Source organism: Saccharothrix deserti (assembly GCF_009769385.1).
GTDB lineage: Bacteria > Actinomycetota > Actinomycetes > Mycobacteriales > Pseudonocardiaceae > Actinosynnema > Actinosynnema deserti.
In genome coordinates this window covers 138696-160584 of the sequence record NZ_VKAB01000023.1, presented here as the reverse complement: position 1 = coordinate 160584, position 21889 = coordinate 138696, and the positions used below count along the sequence as shown (strand labels likewise).

The 21889-nt window shown below is 71.4% G+C and carries 17 protein-coding genes and 1 pseudogene; 15 read left to right on the top strand and 3 right to left on the bottom strand.

What is annotated here, in order from left to right; translation table 11 throughout:
* Positions 1–43: 43 nt before the first annotated feature.
* The 7 genes and pseudogenes from hutH (at position 44) to hutI (ending at position 7764) form a co-directional block, all read left to right on the top strand.
* On the top strand, positions 44–1546 hold the full coding sequence (hutH, locus tag FM051_RS32120) for a histidine ammonia-lyase (RefSeq protein WP_158849974.1): 1503 nt from the start codon (positions 44–46) through the stop codon (positions 1544–1546).
* The gene (gene hutU / locus FM051_RS32115; RefSeq protein WP_158849972.1) at positions 1546–3198 is read left to right on the top strand and encodes a urocanate hydratase; all 1653 of its coding nucleotides are present in this window, start codon (positions 1546–1548) and stop codon (positions 3196–3198) included. The genes hutH and hutU overlap by 1 nt, the downstream gene beginning before the upstream one ends.
* Positions 3198–4376: an allantoate amidohydrolase gene (locus tag FM051_RS32110; protein ID WP_158849970.1), complete on the top strand. Its 1179-nt coding sequence runs from the start codon at positions 3198–3200 to the stop codon at positions 4374–4376. The genes hutU and FM051_RS32110 overlap by 1 nt, the downstream gene beginning before the upstream one ends.
* Complete coding sequence (locus tag FM051_RS32105; protein WP_158849968.1) at positions 4373–5641, top strand: formimidoylglutamate deiminase; 1269 nt, start codon at positions 4373–4375, stop codon at positions 5639–5641. The genes FM051_RS32110 and FM051_RS32105 overlap by 4 nt, the downstream gene beginning before the upstream one ends.
* A 51-nt stretch (positions 5642–5692) precedes the next feature.
* Positions 5693–6422, top strand: a pseudogene (locus FM051_RS32100) (helix-turn-helix domain-containing protein).
* Positions 6419–6619 (top strand): DUF397 domain-containing protein, encoded by a 201-nt coding sequence (locus FM051_RS32095; protein ID WP_158849966.1) that lies wholly within the window; start codon positions 6419–6421, stop codon positions 6617–6619. Before FM051_RS32100 ends, FM051_RS32095 begins: the two are co-directional and overlap by 4 nt.
* Positions 6616–7764 (top strand): imidazolonepropionase, encoded by a 1149-nt coding sequence (gene hutI, locus FM051_RS32090; protein ID WP_202919126.1) that lies wholly within the window; start codon positions 6616–6618, stop codon positions 7762–7764. The genes FM051_RS32095 and hutI overlap by 4 nt, the downstream gene beginning before the upstream one ends.
* On the opposite strand, the gene FM051_RS32085 is transcribed toward hutI, so the two are convergent.
* Complete coding sequence (locus FM051_RS32085) at positions 7724–8623, bottom strand: dihydrodipicolinate synthase family protein (RefSeq protein WP_158849964.1); 900 nt, start codon at positions 8621–8623, stop codon at positions 7724–7726. The genes hutI and FM051_RS32085 overlap by 41 nt on opposite strands.
* 71 nt (positions 8624–8694) lie before the next feature.
* Between FM051_RS32085 and FM051_RS32080 the strand changes: the two genes are divergently transcribed.
* The 4 genes from FM051_RS32080 to FM051_RS32065 all read left to right on the top strand — a co-directional run bounded on the left by FM051_RS32080 (position 8695) and on the right by FM051_RS32065 (position 12025).
* Positions 8695–9594, top strand: coding sequence for a LysR family transcriptional regulator (locus FM051_RS32080; RefSeq protein WP_158849962.1), 900 nt, complete (start codon positions 8695–8697; stop codon positions 9592–9594).
* A gap of 66 nt (positions 9595–9660) precedes the next feature.
* Positions 9661–10230: a hypothetical protein gene (locus tag FM051_RS32075; protein WP_158849960.1), complete on the top strand. Its 570-nt coding sequence runs from the start codon at positions 9661–9663 to the stop codon at positions 10228–10230.
* An 11-nt stretch (positions 10231–10241) separates the two neighbouring features.
* Complete coding sequence (locus tag FM051_RS32070; RefSeq protein WP_202919125.1) at positions 10242–11327, top strand: sensor histidine kinase; 1086 nt, start codon at positions 10242–10244, stop codon at positions 11325–11327.
* Positions 11324–12025 carry a response regulator gene (locus FM051_RS32065; protein ID WP_158849956.1) on the top strand — a complete coding sequence of 234 codons (702 nt, stop codon included), beginning with the start codon at positions 11324–11326 and terminating at the stop codon, positions 12023–12025. The genes FM051_RS32070 and FM051_RS32065 overlap by 4 nt, the downstream gene beginning before the upstream one ends.
* Before the next feature lie 16 nt (positions 12026–12041).
* Here the strand turns inward: FM051_RS32065 and FM051_RS32060 are convergent, their stop codons facing one another.
* Together FM051_RS32060 and FM051_RS32055 are read right to left on the bottom strand one after the other, a co-directional pair.
* Positions 12042–12491: a hypothetical protein gene (locus FM051_RS32060; RefSeq protein WP_158849954.1), complete on the bottom strand. Its 450-nt coding sequence runs from the start codon at positions 12489–12491 to the stop codon at positions 12042–12044.
* Positions 12488–13891, bottom strand: a complete 1404-nt coding sequence (locus tag FM051_RS32055; protein ID WP_158849952.1) for an O-antigen ligase family protein — start codon at positions 13889–13891, stop codon at positions 12488–12490. Before FM051_RS32055 ends, FM051_RS32060 begins: the two co-directional genes overlap by 4 nt.
* 261 nt (positions 13892–14152) lie before the next feature.
* Here FM051_RS32055 and FM051_RS32050 point away from each other — a divergent pair, with 261 nt between their 5' ends.
* The 4 genes from FM051_RS32050 to fxsT all read left to right on the top strand — a co-directional run bounded on the left by FM051_RS32050 (position 14153) and on the right by fxsT (position 21865).
* The gene (locus FM051_RS32050) at positions 14153–15145 is read left to right on the top strand and encodes an aldo/keto reductase (RefSeq protein ID WP_158849950.1); all 993 of its coding nucleotides are present in this window, start codon (positions 14153–14155) and stop codon (positions 15143–15145) included.
* A 236-nt stretch (positions 15146–15381) separates the two neighbouring features.
* The gene (locus FM051_RS32045) at positions 15382–16848 is read left to right on the top strand and encodes a VMAP-C domain-containing protein (protein ID WP_158849948.1); all 1467 of its coding nucleotides are present in this window, start codon (positions 15382–15384) and stop codon (positions 16846–16848) included.
* 29 nt (positions 16849–16877) lie between these two features.
* Positions 16878–17891, top strand: coding sequence for an AAA family ATPase (locus FM051_RS32040; protein ID WP_158849946.1), 1014 nt, complete (start codon positions 16878–16880; stop codon positions 17889–17891).
* Complete coding sequence (gene fxsT, locus FM051_RS32035; RefSeq protein WP_158849944.1) at positions 17888–21865, top strand: FxSxx-COOH system tetratricopeptide repeat protein; 3978 nt, start codon at positions 17888–17890, stop codon at positions 21863–21865. The genes FM051_RS32040 and fxsT overlap by 4 nt, the downstream gene beginning before the upstream one ends.
* Positions 21866–21889 lie beyond the last annotated feature (24 nt).

Genomic DNA, 21889 nt, shown 5'->3' with positions numbered 1-21889 from the left:
ACCTCGGGTCGTGCGGACCCGGCTGCCGGGTTGAGATGAGCACATGCAACCCGTGCAGTTGGGTCCGAAGCCCCTGACCCGCGAGGACGTCCACGCCGTGGCCCGTGGCGGCGCGCGCGTGGAGATCACGGAGGCGGCCCGCGACGCGGTCACGACCGCTCGGGCACACATCGAACGCCTGGCCACGGCCGAGAAGCCCACCTACGGCGTCTCCACCGGGTTCGGCGCGCTGGCGGTCCGGCACATCCCGCCGGACCGCCGTGCCGCGCTCCAGCAGTCCCTGGTCCGCTCGCACGCGGCGGGCGCCGGCCCCGAGGTCGAGCGAGAGGTCGTCCGCGCCCTCGTCCTGCTCCGCCTCAAGACCCTGACCAGCGGTCACACCGGCATCAGGCTGGAGACCGCCGAGACGATGGCCGCGATGCTGAACGCCGGCATCACCCCGGTCGTCCACGAGTTCGGCTCGCTCGGCTGCTCGGGCGACCTCGCCCCGCTGTCCGCCGCCGCCCTCGCCCTCACGGGTGAAGGCCAGGTTCGCGACGCCGACGACAACCTCGTCCCGGCCGCACAGGCCCTCGCCAAGGCGGGCATCGAACCCGTCCGCCTGGCCGAGAAGGAGGGCCTGGCCCTGATCAACGGCACCGACGGCATGCTCGGCATGCTCGTCCTCGCGATCAGGGACCTGCACTACCTGCTGGACGTCGCCGACCTGACCGCCGCGATGAGCGTGGAAGCCCTCCTCGGCACGGACCGCGTGTTCGCCGCCGACCTCCAGGCCCTGCGCCCGCACCCCGGCCAGGGCCGGTCCGCCCAGCGGATGGCGGAGATCCTGCGGGACTCCGAGATCATGGACAGCCACCGCGGCCCGGACTGCACCCGCGTCCAGGACGCCTACTCGTTGCGCTGCTCACCGCAGGTCCACGGCGCGGCCCGCGACACCGTCGCCTACGCCGAGACCGTCGCGGACCGTGAGCTGGCGTCGTCCATCGACAACCCGGTGGTGCTGGCCGACGGCCGGGTCGAGTCGAACGGCAACTTCCACGGCGCGCCGATCGCCTACGTGCTGGACTTCCTCGCCATCCCCACGGCCGACGTGGCGAGCATCGCGGAACGCCGCACCGACCGGATGCTCGACGTGAACCGCTCGCACGGCCTGCCGCCGTTCCTGGCCCACGACCCGGGCGTCGACTCCGGCCACATGATCGCCCAGTACACCCAGGCCGCGATCGTCAGCGAGCTGAAGCGCCTGGCCGCGCCCGCCTCGGTCGACTCGATCCCGAGCAGCGCGATGCAGGAGGACCACGTCTCCATGGGCTGGTCCTCCGCCCGCAAGCTGCGCCAGTCCGTGGACGGCCTGCGCAAGGTTCTCGCGATCGAGTTCCTGACCGCCGCCCGCGCCCTGGACCTGCGCAAACCGCTCAAGCCCGCCCCCGCGACCGCGGCCGCCGTGGCGAAGCTCCGCGAGCACGTCGGGGGCCCCGGCCCGGACCGCCACCTCGCGCCCGAGATCGCCGCCGCCGAAGAACTGATCCGGAACGGAGCCCTGTGATGGTGCGTGCCGCCCGAGGAACCGACCTCACCGCCCGCAGCTGGCCGACCGAGGCCGCCTTGCGGATGTTCCACAACAACCTCGACCCCGACGTCGCCGAACGCCCCGAGGACCTCGTCGTCTACGGCGGCACCGGCAAGGCCGCCCGCGACTGGCCGAGCTTCCACGCGATCAGCCGCGAGCTGGCCAACCTCGCCGACGACGAGACCCTGCTCGTCCAGTCCGGCCGCCCGGTCGGCGTCATGCGCACCCACGAGTGGGCGCCGCGCGTGCTCATCGCGAACTCGAACCTCGTGCCGGACTGGGCGAACTGGCCCGAGTTCCGCCGCCTCGAAGCCGAGGGCCTGACCATGTACGGCCAGATGACGGCCGGTTCGTGGATCTACATCGGCACCCAGGGCATCCTCCAGGGCACCTACGAGACGTTCGCCGCCGTCGCCAACAAGCGCTTCAACGGCACCCTTCGCGGCACACTGACCGTCACCGCCGGTCTCGGCGGCATGGGCGGCGCGCAACCGCTCGCGGTCACCATGAACGAGGGCGTCGCGCTCTGCATCGAGGTCGACCCGCAGCGCGCCCGCCGCCGCGTCGAGACCCGCTACCTGGACGAGATCGCCGACGACATCGACGACGCGATCGACCGCGTGCTCAAGGCGAAGTCCGAAGGCCGGGCCCTGTCCGTGGGCCTGATCGGCAACGCCGCCGAGGTGCTGCCCGAGCTGCTGCGCCGCGAGGTCCCGGTCGACATCGTCACCGACCAGACCTCCGCGCACGACCCGCTCGCGTACTGCCCGAAGGGCGTCCCGGTCGAGGACTGGCCGGACTACGCCGCCGCCAAGCCCGACGAGTTCACCGACCGCGCCCGCGGTTCGATGGCCGACCACGTCGAGGCCATGGTGGGCTTCATGGACCGCGGCGCCGAGGTCTTCGACTACGGCAACTCCATCCGCGGCGAGGCCAAGCTCGGCGGCTACGACCGCGCGTTCGACTTCCCCGGCTTCGTCCCCGCCTACATCCGGCCGCTGTTCTGCGAGGGCAAGGGCCCGTTCCGCTGGGCCGCGCTGTCCGGCGACCCGGCCGACATCGCCAAGACCGACCGCGCCATCCTCGAGCTCTTCCCGGAGAACGAGCAGCTGGCGCGCTGGATCAAGATGGCGGGCGAACGCGTCGAGTTCCAGGGCCTGCCCGCCCGCATCTGCTGGCTCGGCTACGGCGAACGCCACCTCGCCGGCCTCAAGTTCAACGAGATGGTCGCGTCCGGCGAGCTGTCCGCGCCGATCGTCATCGGCCGCGACCACCTCGACTGCGGCTCGGTCGCCTCCCCGTACCGCGAGACCGAGGCGATGGCCGACGGTTCGGACGCCATCGCCGACTGGCCCCTGCTCAACGCCCTGGTCAACACCGCGTCGGGCGCCACCTGGGTGTCCCTGCACCACGGCGGCGGCGTCGGCATCGGCAGGTCCATCCACGCCGGTCAGGTGACGGTCGCCGACGGCACCCCGTTGGCGGCGCAGAAGATCGAACGGGTGCTGACCAACGACCCCGCCATGGGCGTCATCCGCCACGTCGACGCCGGGTACCAGCGGGCGATCGACGTCGCCGAGGACAAGAACGTCCCCATCCCGATGAGCGCCGAAGCCGATGAGCAGTGATGACTGACCTCGTGGACATCGCCGACGTCGGCCGCGACCCCAGACGCGGCGGCTACTCGCGCCACGGTTTCGACGCCGTCGAACTCGAACTCCGCGCCTGGTTCGTGGAGGAGGCGCAGCGCCGCGGCCTCGACGTCTACCCCGACCGCAACGGCAACATCTGGGCTTGGTGGGGCCGACCGGGGCCGGACGCCGTGATCACCGGCAGCCACCTCGACTCGGTGCCCGGCGGCGGCGCGTTCGACGGCCCGCTGGGCGTGATCTCGGCGTTGCAGGCGGTGGACCTGTTGCGCGCGAAGGGTTTCACCCCGTCGAAGCCGCTGGCGATCGTCGTGTTCGTGGAGGAGGAGGGCGGGCGCTTCGGCGTGGCCTGCCTCGGTTCCCGCCTGATGACCGGCGCGATCACCCCGGAAGCCGCCTGCAAGCTGGTCGACGCGGACGGCATCACGTTCGGCGAGGCCGCCCACGCCGCCGGCTTCGACCCGTTGCGGATGGGCCGCGACGACCGGGCGCTGGCGTCCATCAGCGCTTTTGTCGAGCTGCACGTCGAGCAGGGCCGGGGGCTGGACGTCCCGGTCGGCCTCGCCAGTTCGATCCTCGCCCACGGCCGGTGGCGGTACACGTTCACCGGTGAGGGCAACCACGCCGGCGCGACCCTCATCGAGGACCGCCGCGACCCGATGCTGCCCGCCGCGCAGATGGTGCTGGCCGCACGCCGTGCCGCCACCGCCGGCGCCCGAGCCACCGTCGGCCGGATCGTGCCGAACCCCGGCGGCACCAACGTCATCGCCTCGTCCGTGGACGTCTGGCTTGACGCGCGGGCCGACGACGAGCCGCGCACCCGTGAGGTGGTCGACCGGATCACGTCGGCGGCCCGTGCGGCGGCTGCGGAGGAGGGCTGCGAGGTGCGGGTGGCCGAGGAGAGTTGGGGGGGAACTGTTTTCTTCGACCCCGGTCTCATATCTCATATACGAAGTGCCCTCGGCGAAAACACACCCACCCTCCCCACCGGGGCCGGTCACGACGCCGGGATCCTGGCCGCGCACGTGCCGACCGCCATGCTGTTCGTGCGCAACCCGACCGGGATCAGCCACGCGCCGGAGGAGTTCGCGGAGGCGGACGACTGCGCGGCGGGCGTGGTGGCGCTGGCGACGACATTGGAGCACTTGACGCGATGAAGAGCTTCTGGTGCGAGCGGGCGTGGTTGCCGGGCGGGATCGCGTCCCGGGTGCTGGTTCGGGTGGACAAGGGCGTCATCACGTCGGTGTCCACTGTGAACACCATCCCGCTGGCGGTGGAACGGCTCTACGGCCTGGTGTTCCCCGGTTTCGCCAACGCGCACTCGCACGCGTTCCACCGGGCGTTGCGCGGACGCACGCACGGGGACGGCGGGACGTTCTGGACGTGGCGCGACCGGATGTACGCGGTGGCGGAGCGGCTGACGCCCGACTCGTACCTGAGGCTGGCCAGGGCCGTGTACGCGGAGATGGCCGTGGCCGGGGTGACGGCGGTGGGGGAGTTCCACTACCTGCACAACGGTGGGAACGAGATGGCGGAGGCCTTGCGGCAGGCCGCTCGTGACGCCGGGATCAGGCTCACCCTGTTGGACGCTTGCTATCTGGCGGGTGGGATAGGTGAACCTGTGCGGGGTGTGCAGGAGCGGTTCTCCGACGGGACCGGGGACAGGTGGCTCGACAGGGTCGCTGAGCTGCGCGATGACGAGAACACCAAGATCGGCGCGGCGATCCACTCGGTGCGCGCTGTGCCACGTGAAACGTTGTCGCTGGTAGCGGGCGCGTTCCCCGAACGGCCGCTGCACGTACACCTGTCGGAGCAACCCGCCGAGAACGAGGCGTGCCTGGAGTCGTACGGGATGACTCCGACGGAGTTGCTCGCCGAAGCCGGTGCCCTGACGCCGCGGACGACGGCCGTGCACGGGACGCACTTGTCTGCAAAGGACATCGCTCTTCTGGGTTCGACGCGGACCGGGGTGTGCTTCTGCCCGACGACGGAGGCGGACCTGGCGGACGGGATCGGTCCGGCGCGGGAGTTGGCGGACGCCGGGGTGCCGTTGTCGTTGGGGAGCGACCAGCACGCGGTGATCGATCCGTTGGTGGAGGCGCGCGCTCTGGAGCACAACGAGCGGTTGCGTTCCGGGCAGCGTGGGCGCTTCACGCCGGACGAACTCGTTGCCGCGCTGACGAATCACGCCTCCATCGGGTGGCCGGAGGCCGGTCGGATCGAGGTGGGCGCACCGGCTGACCTCGTCGCCGTTCGGGTGAATTCGGTGCGGACCGCGGGGGCTGCGCCCGAGCAGGTGGTCCTGGCCGCGACGGCGTCGGACGTGGCTACTGTCGTGGTCGGCGGGAAGGTCGTGGCACGTGACGGCGTGCACGAGCAGTTGGGTGACGTCGCGCGGCTGCTGACGGACGTTGTCACCTGATCGGGCGGTGAGATTCCCACTCTTCGCACTCCCGTTCAGGATCATGGCCACATGCCCCCACCACGCCCGACCTTTCGCCGCAGGAAGTTGGCCCGCCGCTTGCGCCGGATGCGGGAGGCGGCCGGCATGACCATCGAGGACGCCGCCGTCGCGCTCGACAAGCACCGCAACAGCCTCTACCGGCTAGAGGCTGGTGAGACCAAGGTCGATGTCCACCTCGCCCGATCGATGATGGACGTCTACGACCAGTACGACCCCGACCTGCTCGACCAGGTGCGCGATGCCCTGAAGCCCCGGTTGTGGATGAAGTTCGGGATGCGCGCCATGGGTTATGTGGACCTGGAGACCGAAGCCAAAGAGATCAACGAACTAGCGCTCATCTACATACCCGGCCTGCTGCAAACCCAGCCGTACATGAAGGCGATCTTCGCGTCGGGTGCCTTGAAGCGGGTCGAACAAGGCACCGAAATCCAGGTCAGACTGATCCGGCAGCGCCGCCTCACCGACGATGCGGAGCCATTGCACCTGGTCGCTTTGATCGATGAGTCCGCAGAGCATCGGTGCGCACGGTGGGCAAGGTGGTGCCTTCACGCTGCTGGATTTCCCGGACCCCGAAGACCGGACCATGTTGTACGTGGGGTACGCCATCGGGTCCATCCACATCGAGGAACCCAGTGGGGTGTGGCGGGCTAGGATTCTGTTCGACCACCTGCTTGACCGAGCGCTCAGTCCGGAGGACTCGGTCGTCTTGATCGAGCAGATCATCGCCGAGTACGAATGAGGGGCGGTCTGTTGCCTACCGGGAACTTCACCGACGCGGTGTGGCGGAAGAGCAGCCGCAGCGGGGCTGGCGGCCAGGACAATTGCGTCGAAGTCGCCTTCTTCGCTCCTGCGGTGGCGGTTCGGGACTCGAAGAACCCCGCTGAGGGCCTGCTGACCTTCCCAGCCGACGCCTGGCAGCGCTTCCTTAACCCATGATCAGCACGCTCATCACCGGCATCGGTGAGTTGACCACCAACGATCCGGAACTCGGTCGCCTCACCGATGCCGCGCTCGTCTTCACCGACGGTCGGGTCGAGTGGGTCGGTCCGGCGTCGTCCGCGCCGGTTGCCGATTCGCGGATCGACGTGGAGGGGCGGGCCGTCCTCCCCGGTTGGGTGGACAGCCACACGCACCTGCTCTTCGCGGGCGATCGCACCACCGAGTTCGAAGCGCGCATGGCCGGTCGACCGTATACAGCAGGCGGTATTGCGGTGACCGTCAACGCCACCCGTGCCGCCTCGGACGCGGATATTGCAGACAATCTGCGACGTCACGTCGCGGAAGCCGTCGCACAGGGCACCACGACGCTTGAGACCAAGACCGGCTACGGGTTGACGGTCGAGGACGAGCTTCGGTCTGCGCGGATCGCTGCTCAACACGTCGACGAAGTGACCTTCCTCGGCGCGCATCTCGTGCCGCCGGGTGCTGATCCGGACACGTACGTGGCTTTGGCGACCGGCCCGATGCTCGACGCGGTGGCTCCGCACGTGCGGTGGGCGGACGTGTTCTGCGAGCAGGGGGCGTTCGACGAGGACCAGTCGCGTGCCGTCCTCGAAGCCGCTCGGGCCAAGGGGCTGGGCTTGCGGGTGCACGGCAACCAGTTGGGCGAAGGACCGGGCGTTCGGCTCGCGGTGGAGCTGGGCGCGGCGAGCGTCGACCACTGCACGTACCTGTCCGCCGCAGATGTCGACGCGTTGGCCAACTCGTCCACCGTTGCCACCCTGCTACCGGCGTGCGACCTGTCGACCCGCCAATCGCTGCCGCCTGCCCGTCGACTCCTGGACGCCGGTGTGACGGTCGCCTTGGCCAGCAACTGCAATCCGGGCAGCTCCTACACGACGTCGATGGCCTACTGCATCACCACAGCCGTGCTTCAGATGCGCATGACCATCGAGGAAGCCGTCACGGCAGCCACCTTGAACGGCGCGAAAGCGTTGCGCCGCAGCGATGTCGGCCACCTGTCACCGGGTGCACGGGCGGACATCCACGTGCTTGACGCGCCTTCGACGACCCACCTGGCGTATCGGCCGGGCGTGCCGCTCACCCACGCTGTGTGGCGAGCGGGCGTGCGGCAGAGGTGACGGTGTCGAGGGCGTGGAGTGCGGTCTCGGTGCTGGTGGGGTGAGCGGGCAGGAGTGGTAGGCGGACGTCCGGGGTGGGGATTCGGCCTTGGGCGTGCAGGACGGCCTTGATCACGGTGGGGTTCGGTTCGGCGAACAGGGCGGTTGCCAGGACGCCTAGTCGGTTGCCCAACGGGCGCGCGGTGGTGGTGTCGCCGGTGCGCCAGGCGTCGATCAACTGCGCGAACTCGGTCGTGGCGACGTGTGAGCCGGCCAGGATGCCGCCGTGCGCGCCGAGCGCCAGCAGTGGCGAGATGAACGCGTCGTCGCCGCCGAGGATCGCCAGGTCGGACGGCTGATCGGCGAAGAGGGCGATGGTGTCGGCGTTGATCCCGCCGGGTGCGTACTTCAGGCCCAAGACGCCGGGAATGGCGGCCAGGCGGTGCAGGGTGGCTGCGGACAGGTACTGGCCGGTTCGGTGTGGGATGTCGTATGCGACCAGCGGGACCGGGCTGTCGGCGGCCAGGCGGGTGAAGTGGGCGAGCACGCCCTCCTCGCCTGGGCGGACGAACGGTGGCACCACGGTCAGCGCTGCCACGACCTCCGGGTGGTCGGTCAACGCGTGCAGGGCCTGTGGGGTGTTCGCGCCTACCAACAGGTGCGCGTTGTGCTCGCGGGCGACGCGGGTGGTCACGTCGATGATCTCGCGGTGCTCTGTTGCGGTCAGGGAGGAGGGCTCGGCGGTGGTGCCCAGTGCCACGAGACCGCGTGCACCCGCCTCCAGCACTTGGTGGGCCAGGGACTCCAGGGCGTCCAGGGCTACGGCGCCGGTGCGGTCGAACGGGGTGATCAGCGGGACGTACAAACCGGAGAGCGTCATGGTTCGCACCTTGCCCGCGCGAAGGGTGAAGGACCAGTTCACGTTTCTCAACAGAACCGTAAGCTGAACTGATGCTCGACGTTCGACGCCTGCGGCTGCTGCGGGACCTGGCACACCTGGGCACCATCGCGGCGGTTGCGCAGGCCCACGCCTACACGCCGTCGGCGGTGTCCCAGCAACTCGCGGCCCTGCAACGGGAGGCCGGAGTTCCGCTGCTGGAGCACACCGGCCGGAGTGTCAGCCTCACGCCGGCCGGCACGGCACTCGTCCAGCACGCCGAGACGATCCTGGCCGCCTTGGAAGCCGCGACGGCCACGTTGGCCGCCGCACGGAGCGGGTTGTCCGGGACGGTGCGGATCGGGGCGTTCCCCAGCGCGGTGCCGACGTTGTTGCCGGCGGCGCTGGTCGCGTTGGGGCGCGATCACCCGGCGCTCGACCTCATGGTCACCGAGCTGGATCCGGTCGACATGCCCGACGCGCTGCGGGACCGTCGGCTGGACGTGGCGTTGTGGCACGACTACGACATCGCGCCGGTCGAGCCCGATCCCGGCGTGGATTCGGTGCGGCTGTTGGACGAGACGGTGTTCCTCGCGGTGCCAGGCGGGTGGGACGACGCAGGCGATCCGATCGAGGGTGCACGGCAGGCGGCGTGGATCGTCGGGAGTCCTGGAACGCTCTGCCACACCGTGGCGATGCGGGTCTGCCAGGCGTCCGGCTTCACGCCTCAGGTGCGTCACCACGCCGACGACTTCACGGCCGTGCTCGCGCTGGTCGCCGCCGGGCAGGGTGTGGCGCTGGTACCGGAACTCGGCGCCACGCACCCGCCTGCGGACGTCCGGCTGGTTCGGCTCGGCGTCCACCGGCGCACTCGCATCGCCTACCGGCGGGGCGCGGACGGCCATCCGGCTGTTGCCGCGTGTGTTGCCGCATTGGAGACGTCCACGACTGCTTACCTCGCTTCTCACTCTTGAGAGGGAGGCGGAAGACCGCTCGTGCGAGCGATCAGTTCCGGCGGCGGAATCCGCAGGATTTGCGGCATGAGAACAGTCAAGCGCCCCGCGTTCATCGCCGCACCGTTGCTCGTGCTGGTCTACGGGGTCGTCCGGATCATCGACGGCTTCGACGGGGTGAAGGGGCCTGGCCCCGCGTGGACTACCGGCCACTTGGCGTTCATGGGCGCGCTGGCCCTGTTCGTCGCGATCTTCGGGCAGATGCGGGAGATGATCGGTCCGCGAGCGCGGGTCACCGCCCTGATCGCCACGCTGGGTGCGTTGGCGTTGTTCGGGCAGTTCTCGGTGGACGTCGTGGCGGGCTTCCTCGCCGGTGACCACGCGGAGATGGCGGCGATCAGCCAGGACGTCCGCAGCCTGCCCGGGGTGTCGCTCGCGTTCTACGACCTCGGCCCGTACCTGTTCTACATCGGACAGTTGGTGCTGGTCGTGCAGCTCGCCCTGCACCGCCACGCGCGGGTGTGGACGCCGGTGCTCGTGTTGGCCGACCTCGCGATGCCGTTCGTCGACAAGGACCTCATCCCGCTCGGCGCGGTACTGCTGCTCGTGTCGTTCCTGCCGCTCGCCCGCACCACCCGCGCGCCCGCCCTCGTGTGAGACTCCTCCTCGTGTTCAAGGTGGTTCCCGTGCCGATCCGCGCGGTGTTGATCCGGTGGGGCCTTCCGGTGCTGGTCGCGGCGGTGCAGCTGTGGCCGTTCCTGACTCGGGGCGAGGACTACCACTGGTGGGGCTACGCGGTCGTGATCGCGTCGGCCGTGCCGCTGCTGTGGCGTCGCGAGGCGCCGTTGGCCGCGCTGTTCGCCAGTCTCGTCGCGACCGGGCTCTACGACTTCGGCGGGGACTCGCCCGCGCAACCGGTCTGGTACGGCGGGATCGTGGCGATGCACGCGGTTGCCGCCCACTCGGGGCGTCGGGCGCGGGTGGTGGCGCTGGTCGTGTCGGTCGGCGGCACGTTGTTGCTGGTCGGGCCGGAGACGGCGTTGCGGACGGTGGTGCTGTTCGCCGCCGCCTACGGGTTGGGTCGGGCGACCGCCGCGTCCGAGGAGCGTGCCGCGCGGCTGGAGCACGAACGGCAGGTCGAAGCCGAACGGGCCGCCGAACGGGAACGGGCCCGGATCGCGCGGGACATGCACGACATCCTGTCCCACGCGGTGAGCGTGATGGTCGTGCAGGCGGAGGCCGGGCCGGTGGTGTTGCGGGCCGATCCGGCGCGGGCCGAAGCCGCGTTCGACGCCATCGCGGCGGCGGGGCGTGACGCGATGGTGCAGCTGCGGGGCATCCTCGCGGTGTTGAAGAGCGATGACGGACCTCGTGCGCCGCAGCCGACGATCGACGACTTGCCCGCGTTGGGTGACCAGGTGCGCAACGCGGGGGTGGACGTCGGGTTCACGAGCACCGGTGAGCCGCTGGCGTTGCGGCCGGACGTCGCCGTCGCCGCATATCGCATCACGCAGGAAGCACTGACCAACGTCGTCAAGCACGCGGGAGCCGCGCGTGCCGACGTCCGACTCGATTGGCGGGACGATTCGCTCATGATCAGCATCACCGACGACGGTCGGGGCGGTTCACCGGCGGGTGGTGGGCACGGGCTGATCGGCGTCCAGGAGCGCGCTGTCGCGTGCGGTGGCACGGCGAGCGCCGGTCCGCGTCCTGATCAGCCCGGGTTCCAGGTGCTCGTTCGGTTGCCGGCATGAGCATCCGGGTGGTGGTCGCCGACGACCAGGAGTTGGTGCGCGCGGGGTTCGCCATGATCCTCGACGCGCAGCCGGACATCGAGGTGGTCGCGGAGGTCGGCGACGGTGCGGCGGCGATCGCGGCGGTGCGGGAGTTCCGGCCGGACGTGGTGCTGCTGGACATCCGGATGCCCGGGGTGAACGGGATCGAGGCGGCGCGGGAGGTCAGCGCGGAGACGAAGGTGCTGATGCTGACGACGTTCGACGTGGACGAGTACGTGTACGACGCGTTGAAGGCCGGTGCCAGCGGGTTCCTGCTCAAGGACGTGCGCCGGGACGACCTGGCGCACGCGGTCCGGGTGATCGCGGGTGGTGAGTCGCTGCTCGCGCCGTCGGTGACGCGGAAGCTGATCGCCCGGTTCACCTCCGCCGGCTCCGCCGACCGTGCCGCGGTGCGGGTGCCCGCGTTGACGGCTCGGGAGCAGGAGACGTTGGCGTTGATCGCGCGGGGGATGTCCAACGCGGAGATCGCGCGGGCCATGGTGGTCACCGAGCACACGGTGAAGACGCACGTCAGCAACGTGCTGAGCAAGCTCGGGCTGCGGGACCGGGTGCAGGCCGTGATCGCGGCCTACGAGTTCGGGTTGGTCGTGCCCGGTGCCCGGTGCCCGGTGACTGCGGTTGATGCAGGGGCCGGGGTGGGGCTCACCGGTCGGTGAGCCCCACCCCGTCGACTCACGGGTTGACGATCGCGATCTCGCGGTCGTCGGTGACCGAGCCGGGGTACGGGCCGCTCAGGTAAGCGCTGGCGAAGGCCGTGCCCGCCCGGAACGGGTGCTCCTCCGCGTGCACGGAGAGGAACACCGACTGGAGGCTCCCGGTGCAGTTCGAGACCTGCGTGCTGGCGCCGCCGCTCGCGATGCCGGGCCCGACGCGCTGGGTGAGCCGCACGTTGACGTAGGCGTACGAACCCGGCGCGCAGACGACCGTCGTCTCGACTCTTACCGCCGCACCGCGTGCCAGTCGTTCAGCCGGTGACTGGACGCGGATACCGGACTGCGACGGGGACTGGGCGCTCACGTCGGCGCTGGAGGGCAGCACGGACGCGAAGATCGCACCGGCGACGACGGCGAGGACCGCCGCGGCCTTGGCCGGCCGGATGGCGCGGATCGATGGGAGTTTCACGGTTTCTCCTTTGCTTCCACTGCATCGGGGTGTGTTCCCGCAGCGGGTTCATGGGGCGGGCCGTCGGCCGCCGGCGCGGCCAGGCCGGTGAGCAGTCCGGCGGCCAGGACGATCACGGGCAGGTGCCAGAGGAAGTCGAAGCCGCTGTGCACGAGCAGGACGACCAGCGCGGCGGCGGCTCCGGCCCACAGCGGTCGCGGGACGTCCGCCCGGCCGCGCCAGACCGTGACGGCCAGCGCCACCAGGACCAGCAGCAGCAGGCCGAGGCCGATCGCGCCCAGTTCGACCAGCACTTGGAGGTACTCGTTGTGCACGTACCGCATGACGCGGACCTCGCCGGTGGGCGCGGTGAACACGAACCACCCGCGGCCCGGTCCCGTGCCCGCCAACGGCTGCGCGGCGACGTGGTCCAGTGCCGCACCCGTCGCGCCGGTGCGGTCCGGTGAGCTCGTCGAGATCCGGCCTTCGAGCAGCGCGGTGAGGCTGCGGCGGTAGACGAGGAGCGCGCCGATCGCGGCGACGGCGAACCCGACCACCACGCCGGACAGCCGGAACACCGCGCCCGCGCGGCTGAGTCCCAGGGTGACCGCCAGGCCGATGACGAGCCCGAGCACCGCCAGGCCGGTCTGGCCGGGTTCCGACACCGGGAACGACGGGGCCAGCGCGCCGAAGGCGACGAGCGCGCCGAGACCGGCCGGGCCGGCGTGCCGCAGGGTCGGGCGGACGCCGGCGAACACGGCCAGCGCCACCAGACCCGCGAGCAGTGCGAGGAGACCGGCGCGGCTGAGCGTCGCGCCGACACCGACCATCAGCGCGTACACCGCGCCGGTCAACGGCAACGAGTCCGGGCGGGCGGTGTTCAGGGCGAGCGCGAGGACGGCGAGCGCGGCGAGCAACGCGGCGGCGGCGTTGGGGTAGGTGAGGGTCGAGGCGGCGCGGGCCAGGCCGTCGGCGACGACCGACCACGACGGGATCCGCCACACGACGGCGGCCCAGCCGGTCAGCGCCACCAGCACACCGACGCCGACGACCACCGAAGCGCACAGCTCCCGTTGCCTGGCGTCGGCGTGCTGGGCCACGAGTGCCGCCGCAGCCAGGCAGGCGACGGCCGCGACCGTGGGCAGGGCGTTGGGGAAACTGCCGTTCAGGACCGCCCGCAGGACGGCCCACGCGGCGAACCCGGCGCACGCCAAGGGCAGGAAACCGACGCCGACCGGACGGTTGCGCAGAGCCAGGACCAGGGCGAACGCGGCCAGTGCGGCGGTGAAGACCCGGCCGGGCAGGTAGTAGCCGCCCTGGGCGACGACGGCGGCGGCGATCGCGGCGAGCAGGAGCAGCACGGCGTGCGGCAGGGCGACCCCGTCACGTGGCACGACGCGGTCGGGCGCAACTCCCCCCATGCAGGCCTCCCCCAGCCTTCACGCACAGCTCTCGTGCCTGCCTGAGCAGTGTTCGCGCGGATCTTAACCTCGAGATCGTTGCGGCGGAACGATTTTGCGAACGCCGAGGGGACGGGAATCTCGGGTCATGGGGATCTGGGACGTCAAGCGGGACTCCGTCCCCGGATCCGAGTGGTCGACGTGGTGAGACGTCCGGTCGGTGTTGGCTGTTCGCTGTCGGCTGTTGGCCGAACGTGGTCGGGTTGAGGCAGGGTGGTCGGTATGGAGTACACCCAGCTCGGCCGTTCCGGCCTGTCCGTGTCCCGCCTGTGCCTGGGGACGATGAACTTCGGGCCGGAGACGTCCGAGGACGACAGCCACACGATCATGGACCGGGCCCACGAGCACGGCATCAACTTCTTCGACACCGCTGACGTCTACGGGTGGCAGCGGGGGGAGGGCATCACCGAGAAGATCATCGGTCGGTGGTTCGCGCAGGGCGGTGGGCGGCGGGAGAAGACCGTGCTCGCCACCAAGCTGTACGGCGACATGGGGGACTGGCCGAACGAGAAGCGGCTGTCCGCCCTGCACATCCGGCGTGCGGCGGACGCGTCGCTGAAGCGGTTGCAGACCGACTACATCGACCTGTTCCAGATGCACCACGTCGACCGCGACACCCCGTGGGACGAGATCTGGGAAGCCTTTTCCGTGCTGCGGCAGCAGGGGAAGGTGATCTACTTCGGGTCGTCCAACTTCGCCGGGTGGCACATCGCGCAGGCGCAGGAGGCCGCGCGCACCCGTCACTTCCTCGGCCTGGTCAGCGAGCAGTCGATCTACAACCTGGTCAACCGGTTCGTGGAACTGGAAGTCCTGCCCGCCGCGCGGCACTACGGCGTCGGCGTCATCCCGTGGTCGCCGCTGGGCGGCGGTCTGCTCGGTGGCGTGCTGCGCAAGCAACGTGAGGGCGCCGCGGTGCGCGGCACCAGCGGCCGCAGCCTCCAGTCGCTGGAGAAGCACCGGGACGCCATCGAGGCGTACGAGAAGCTGGCCGCCGACCTCGGTGAGGACCCGGCCCACGTCGGCGTGGCGTGGCTGCTGCACCAGGAGGGCGTGACGTCTCCGATCATCGGACCGCGCACCCTCGACCAGCTGGACGGGTCGCTCCGGTCGACCGAGATCAAGCTGGACGCCGACACCCTGGCCAAGCTGGACGAGCTCTTCCCGGCGCCGGGCCCGAACGGCAGCAACCCCGCGCCGGAGGCGTACGCCTGGTAAGCGTTCTCCGGCCAGGCCTTCAGCAAGGTCGCGGCGCGAGACGGGGCATCCCTGAACGTTCGGGGGTGCCCCGTCTCGCTGAGCTGAGGCTCCGGCGCGCGGCTAATCGCGCTAATCCCGTTCCACGCAGAATTGCGGTTTCCGCACGTACTCCGTCCGGCGGCACATCAGGCCGGGGTGTTGTCTTTCCGGATGCCGTGCGATCTGCTGTGTTTATCCGGATTCGAGGGGGCTCGGTGGTCTGGCGGGAACGCGCGTTGTCCGTGGCGGAACACGGCAAGCTGTGCGACGCGTTCCTCCAGCTGCCCGGTATGCGCGACAAGGACTCGCGCGAGCTGTACGTGTCCGAATTGGTGCGGACGCATCTCGCCGCATTCTCGTTCCCCCGGCACGCCGACGCGCGCCACGACGTGTGGTCGCTGCTGACGGCGTGCCTGGAGCACGAGGGCGGTCTCGCCGGGCTGGTCGAGGTGGTCCGCGTGTTCCACCAGGGCAGCCGACCCATGGCCCGGCTGGACGAGCTGCTGGAGAGCCTGTTCCCGGACCGGCTGCTGACCGCGGCCGAGCACCGGCGCCTGGTCGCGCTGCTCGCGGACCTTGACCCGCGACCGCTCGGGATGGCCTTCCGGCAGGCCACGTCGTCGTTCTGGTGGAACGCGGTCTCCGACTGGACCGACGTGGTGGACCTGGTCGAGCGCCTGGAACTGGCGGTCGGGGCCGGCGGTGTGCCGCCGCTGTTCACCTTCGTCGACCGCCTCGCCCACCACGTCGAGGGCCTGCACGCGCCGGGGCACGGCTGGCTGCACGGCGTCGGCACGCGGCTGGGCCTGCGCCGGCCCGAGTTGCTCGAGCTGTGCGCGACGTCCCGGGCGCGGCCGGTGGACAACCCGCCCGGTTACGTGGTGCTGCAACTGCAACCGGACGGCGTCGACCAGGACCGGTACCTGATGTCGGCGTGGCTCCAACAGCCCGGCAGGCCGGACGAGGTGCTGTTCCGCGACGACGTGCCGCGCACGCTCGCCGAAGTCGCGGGCCACGTGGTGGACCTGGTGCGCCGGGCGCACGTGGTCGCGGACACCGACATGGAGGAGCTGACCCTCGAGTTCGTCGTGCCCCGCGACCTGGTGCACCACCCGATCGACCAGTGGCAGGTGGACGAGGTGTTCCCGCACCGGCTCGGCACCAGCCAGCCGGTGGTGGTCCGCAGCCTCGACCGGATGCGCCGTGACGACCTGCGCGGCCGGTGGCGCCGCAAGTGGCGGTGGCTCACCGCCAACAGCGGCCGGCTCGACCCGGCGAGCGTGCACTGGCTGCGTGACAAGCCCGAGACGAGCCCGGACAGCCTGTTCGCCGAACTCGTGCTGGGTGACGCGCCGGTCGCGGTGGTGATGTCCGAGCCGCCCGCCGTGCACACGAGCCTCGCGTGGGACGAGTTGACCGCCACGCTCTACGCGGGCGTGCCGATCGTCGTGTGGTGCCGCGAGCCGGCGCTGTCCGCGTGGTTCGAGGAGGAGATCGGCCGGCTGCTCGAATCCACCGGGCTCGACCGGCTGCCCGAGCACGTGCTGCGGTTGCGCAGGCAAGCCGGTCGGAAGAACCGCGCGCAAGCGCGATTGGGGGAACACATCACTCTGCTGTGGGATGACGCCGATCGCATTCCCGAATCATTCACGCGCACCGGTTGGCTGCGTGCGCCCCGCTGAATGCGCGCGCCTCGTTGAAGGGAATGAAGATGCCCGACTCGCGCTGGCTGGTTTACCGCGGTACCGGACGGCCCCACGACGGCATCGAAACCCTGCCGCCACCGCCGCCTTGGCGCGCGTTCGACGGTGAGGTCGCCGCCGAGCCGGAGAGCTGGGCCGAGGCGGACGTGCGGCGGCTGAACAAGGGCAGGCAGGCCGCGATCGACCGCGCCCGCGTGTACCGGCCGAGCCCGGACGTGGTGGAGATGGTGAACGCGGCGCTCTACCTGCGGCGTCCGCTGTTGGTCACCGGCAAACCCGGCACGGGCAAGTCCACGCTGGCGTTCAGCGTCGCCTACGAGTTGAAGCTGGGGCCGGTGCTCTACTGGCCGATCGGCAGCCACTCGAAGCTCACCGACGCCCTGTACCGCTACGACGCGATCGGTCGGCTCCAGGAGGCGGGGTTGCGCGGCGCCGACGGGCCGCCCGACATCGGCCGGTTCGTCCGGCTCGGTCCGCTCGGCACGGCCCTCGTGCCCGCCGAGCGGCCTCGGGTGCTGCTGGTGGACGAGTTGGACAAGAGCGATATCGACCTGCCGAACGACCTGCTCAACGTGTTCGAAGAGGGCGAGTTCGACATCCCGGAGCTGAGCCGGCTGCCGGACGACCAGCCCGAGGTGCGGGTGATGACCGAGGACCCGGGCCGGCTCGCCACCATCAGCCGCGGCCGGGTCCGGTGCCGGGCGTTCCCGCTGGTGGTGATCACCAGCAACGGTGAGCGCGAGTTCCCGCCCGCCCTGCTGCGCCGCTGCCTGCGGGTGAACATCCAGCCGCCGGACACCGAGAAGCTCGCCGAGATCGTCGCCGGGCACCTGGGCGAGGACGCGTTGGCGGAGAGCCGTGACCTGCTGGCCCGGTTCGTGGAGCGCCGCGATCACGGCGACCTGGCCACCGACCAGCTGCTCAACGCGGTGTACCTGGCGGTGTCCGGTGTCCGGCCCGATCTCGCGACCAGGGAACGCCTGGTGGACCGGATCATCCAGCCGCTGGACAACCCCGGATGATCCCCGACCTCGTCGACTTCGTCCGCGCCGCAGACCCGGACGTCACCGCCGAGGAACTCGCCGACGTGCTGTGGCTGGCCCGGTTCCTGTCCGGCGGCCCGGCCGCGCCCGGAACACCCGCTTCCCGGCCGGATCCGCCGGGGGCCGACCGGGAACCGGCGGCGCCGGGCGAGCCGCTCGGTCCTCCGGTCACGCCGCCACGTCCACCGGTCGTGCCCGGTCACGCGGCGTTGCGCGTCGGGCCGGTCGGGCAGGGCGCCGCCGACGCCGCCGAGGGTGTGCGGACGCGCAGTCCCGCCGTGGCCGCGTTGCCGGACGTGCCCGCGCTGAGCCGTGCGCTGCGGCCGTTGCGGCGCAAGGTCCCGTCGACCGAGACCGCCGAGCTGGACGAGTCCGCGACGGCCGACCACATCGCCGACACGGGGCTGTGGCTGCCGCGCACCCGGCCGGGGGCCGAGCGGTGGCTGGACCTCGCGCTCGTGGTGGACGACAGCGCCTCGATGGTGGTGTGGGAGCGCACGATCACCGAGTTCCGGGCGGTGCTGCGGCAGTTGGGGGCGTTCCGGGACGTCCGGACCTGGCGGTTCGACGGCGACACCGGGCGTGGTGTGCGGATGGCGTTGCACGGCGCGACCGACTCGGCCCAGCACCGGCCGCGCGAACTGCTCGACCCGACGGGCAGGCGGCTGGTGCTGGTGGTGAGCGACTGCGTCGGCGAGGCGTGGAGCAACGGCACGGCCGCCGCCGCGCTCGCCCAGTGGGGTGCGGCGGGGCCGGTCGCGGTCGTGCAGGTGTTGCCGCAGCGGCTTTGGGAGGACTGCGGGCCGGAGTTCGTGCGGGTGCGGTTGCGCGGCCGTGGACCGGGGACGCCCAACCACCGGCTCGCGGTGCGCGCCCTCGACCCGGACGACGACCTCACCGGCGCGGGCGTCCCGATCCCGGTGCTGGAGCTGGAACCGCGGTGGTTCGGCCCGTGGGCGTCGATGGTGGTCGACTCCGGCACGGGCTGGTTCACCGGCGCCGCGCTGTTCACCGGCCGGATGGACCGGCCGCGGGAGGAGCCACCGCCCGCGCCGACCGCCGACGAACACCTGCGGCGGTTCCGGCTGCGCGCCTCGACCACGGCCTACCGGCTGGCGGTGTACCTGGCCTGCGCCCCGCTCAGCCTGCCGGTGATGCGGTTGGTGCAGCACGCGATGCTGCCGTCGTCCCGGCCCGCGCACCTGGCCGAGGTGTTCCTGAGCGGGTTGCTGCGGCACACCGCGGAGGACGGTGACGATCTCCGGTTCGACTTCCAGCCGGGTGTGCGCGACGAGTTGCTGTCGGAGCTGACCAGGCACGAGGCGTTGCAGGTGCTGTCGAAGGTGTCGGAGTTCGTCACCCACCGGCTCGGCTCGCCGTTCGACTTCCGGGCGCTGCTGACCGAGGAGACCGTCGACGCGGGCTCGGCGTTGGGGCCGCCGTTCGCGAAGGTCGCCCGGGACGTGCTCCAGCGGCTGGGCGGGCGTTACGCCGAGGTGGCGCGACGGCTGCGGGTCGACCCGACGCGGGCCGAGGCTTTGTCCCGCCCGGCGCACGAGGAGACCGGACACGATCTGCCGGTGCGCAACGCGGAGTTCGTCGGCCGCGACGACCTCCTCGACGCGATGCGCCGGTCGTTGACCGAGGAGACGCCGCTGGTGCTCGTCGGGTTCGGCGGGATGGGCAAGACGCAGCTCGCGATCGAGTACGCGCACCGGTTCCGGGACGACTACGACCTGGTGTGGTGGGTGCCCGCCGACGACCCGGCGGTGGTGCGGGCGTCGTTGGCCGACCTCGGCGCGCGGATGGGTCTGCCCGCGTCGGCCGACGTGCAGCGGACCGTGGACGGCGTGTTGGAGGCGCTGCGCACCACCGGCCGGTGGCTGCTGGTCTTCGACGGCGCGGGCGGGCCCGGCGGGCTGCGCGGTCTGCTGCCGACCGATGGGCACGTGGTGGTCACCAGCCGTTCGCTGGAGTGGGCGACGCAGGCCGAAGTGCTGTTGATCGGCGAGTTGACCAGGTCGGACAGCGTCACGTTGTTGCTGGGCAAGGTGTCCCGGCTGACGCCGGAGGAAGCGGACCGGGTGGCCGCCGTGCTCCACGACCACCCGCTCGCCGTGCGGCACGCCGCGGCCTGGCTCGCCGAGACCGACATCCCGGCGGACACCTACGTCGGCCTGCTGGCGCAGCAGTCGTCGGAGCCGCGTGAGCCGTGGACGGTGTCGATCCGGGCGCTGCGCTCGCACGCGCCCGACGCGGCGGTCGTGCTCGACCTGTGCGCCTTCTTCGCCGACGCGCCGATCCCGATCGAGGTGCTGGAGGCCGGCCGCGACCTGCCCACGCCGTTCGGGGACGTGCTGGGGAACCCGGTGCGGCTGCGTGGCGCGCTGGAGGTGCTGGACCGGGTGGCGTTGATCCGGGCGCACTTCGCCGTCGGCCGCATCCAGGTGCACGGGCTCGTCCAGCACAGCGTGCGGACGCTGTTGAGGCCCGAGGACCAGCCGGTCACCATGGCGCACGCGCGGACCGTGCTCGGCGCCGCCAACCCCGGTGAGCCGGACGAGCCGCAGAACTGGCCGCGCTATCGCGCACTCGCGCCGCACATCGCCGCCGCGCGGCTGGTCGGTGCGCAGGAACGCCCGGCGCGTCTGCTGGTGCTCGACCACATCCGGCACCTGTTCGCGATCGGTGACTACGAGGGCAGTCGGGCGCTCGGCACGGACACCGCCGAGCAGTGGCGGGCCCGGTGGGGGCTGGACGAGGAGCTGACCCTGTTGGCGCGGCGGCTCGTGGCGAACGCGATCCGGGAGACGGGGCACGTCGCCGAGGCCATGGCGTTGGACGAGGACACCGTCCGGCGGCTGACCGAGGTGTTCGGCGCGGACCACGAGCACACGTTGATGGCGGCGCACGGCCTCGGCGCGGACCTGCGCGCGTCGGGGCGGTTCGACAGCGCCGTCCAGCTCGACCGGACCAACCTCGACCGGCACCGGCGCAAGTGGGGCGACAACCACGGCCGGACCCTCCGTGCGGCCATCAACCTCGCCGTGGACCTGCGGTTGCTCGGCGACTTCGCCGGTGCCCGGGAGATCGACCTGGACGTGGTGCGGCGGCGGCGGGAGATGTACGGGGCGGACGATCCGCGGACGTTGTTCGCCACCGCGAACCTGGTCCGCGACCTGCTCGGACTCGGTGCGTACGACGAGGCGTTGCGCATCCAGGAGGGCGTGCTGCCGACGTTGCGGTCGGCGTTGGGGCCCGATCACAACCACGTCCTGCTCGCCACCCGCAACCTGGTGATCGCGTTGCGGGGGACCGGGCGCTACGCGCAGGCGCGTGCCACGGGGGAGGAGAACCTGGCGGCGTGCGAACGACGGCTCGGCCCGCACCACGAGTACACGCTGGCGGCCATGATGACGTTGTGCAACGTGCTGCGGCGGACCGGTGAGCTGGAGTACGCGCAGAACCTGGGCCAGCGGGCCTACTCGGCCCACATGGACCGCCACCCCGACCCGTGGCACCCGTTCACGTTGGCGTCCGCGACCAACCTCGCCCTGGTGTGGCGGGACATCGGGAAGGTCGCCTTGGCGCACGAACTCAACCGGACCACGTTGCAGGCGTCACGCGAGCGGCGCGGCGACGACCACCCGCACACCCTGGCGTGCGCGGTGAACGTGAGCAGCGACCTGGCGGCGTTGGGCGATCACGACCGCGCGAGCGCCCTGTCGGCCACCACCCTGCCGCGCATGGCGCGGGTTCTCGGTGACCAGCACCCGCACACCCTGATCTGCGCGTTCAACTCGGCACTGGACCACATCGCCACCGGGCGCGCGAACGGCACGGCGGAGGCGGTGGCGGCACTGGCCCGCCGCCTCGGCACGCGCCACCCTGAGGTGGTCCTGGCAGCCGCGGGCCGCCGCCTGGCCTGCGACGTCGAACCACCACCCACGTGACGCAGCCCGTGACGAGGAGGAGCG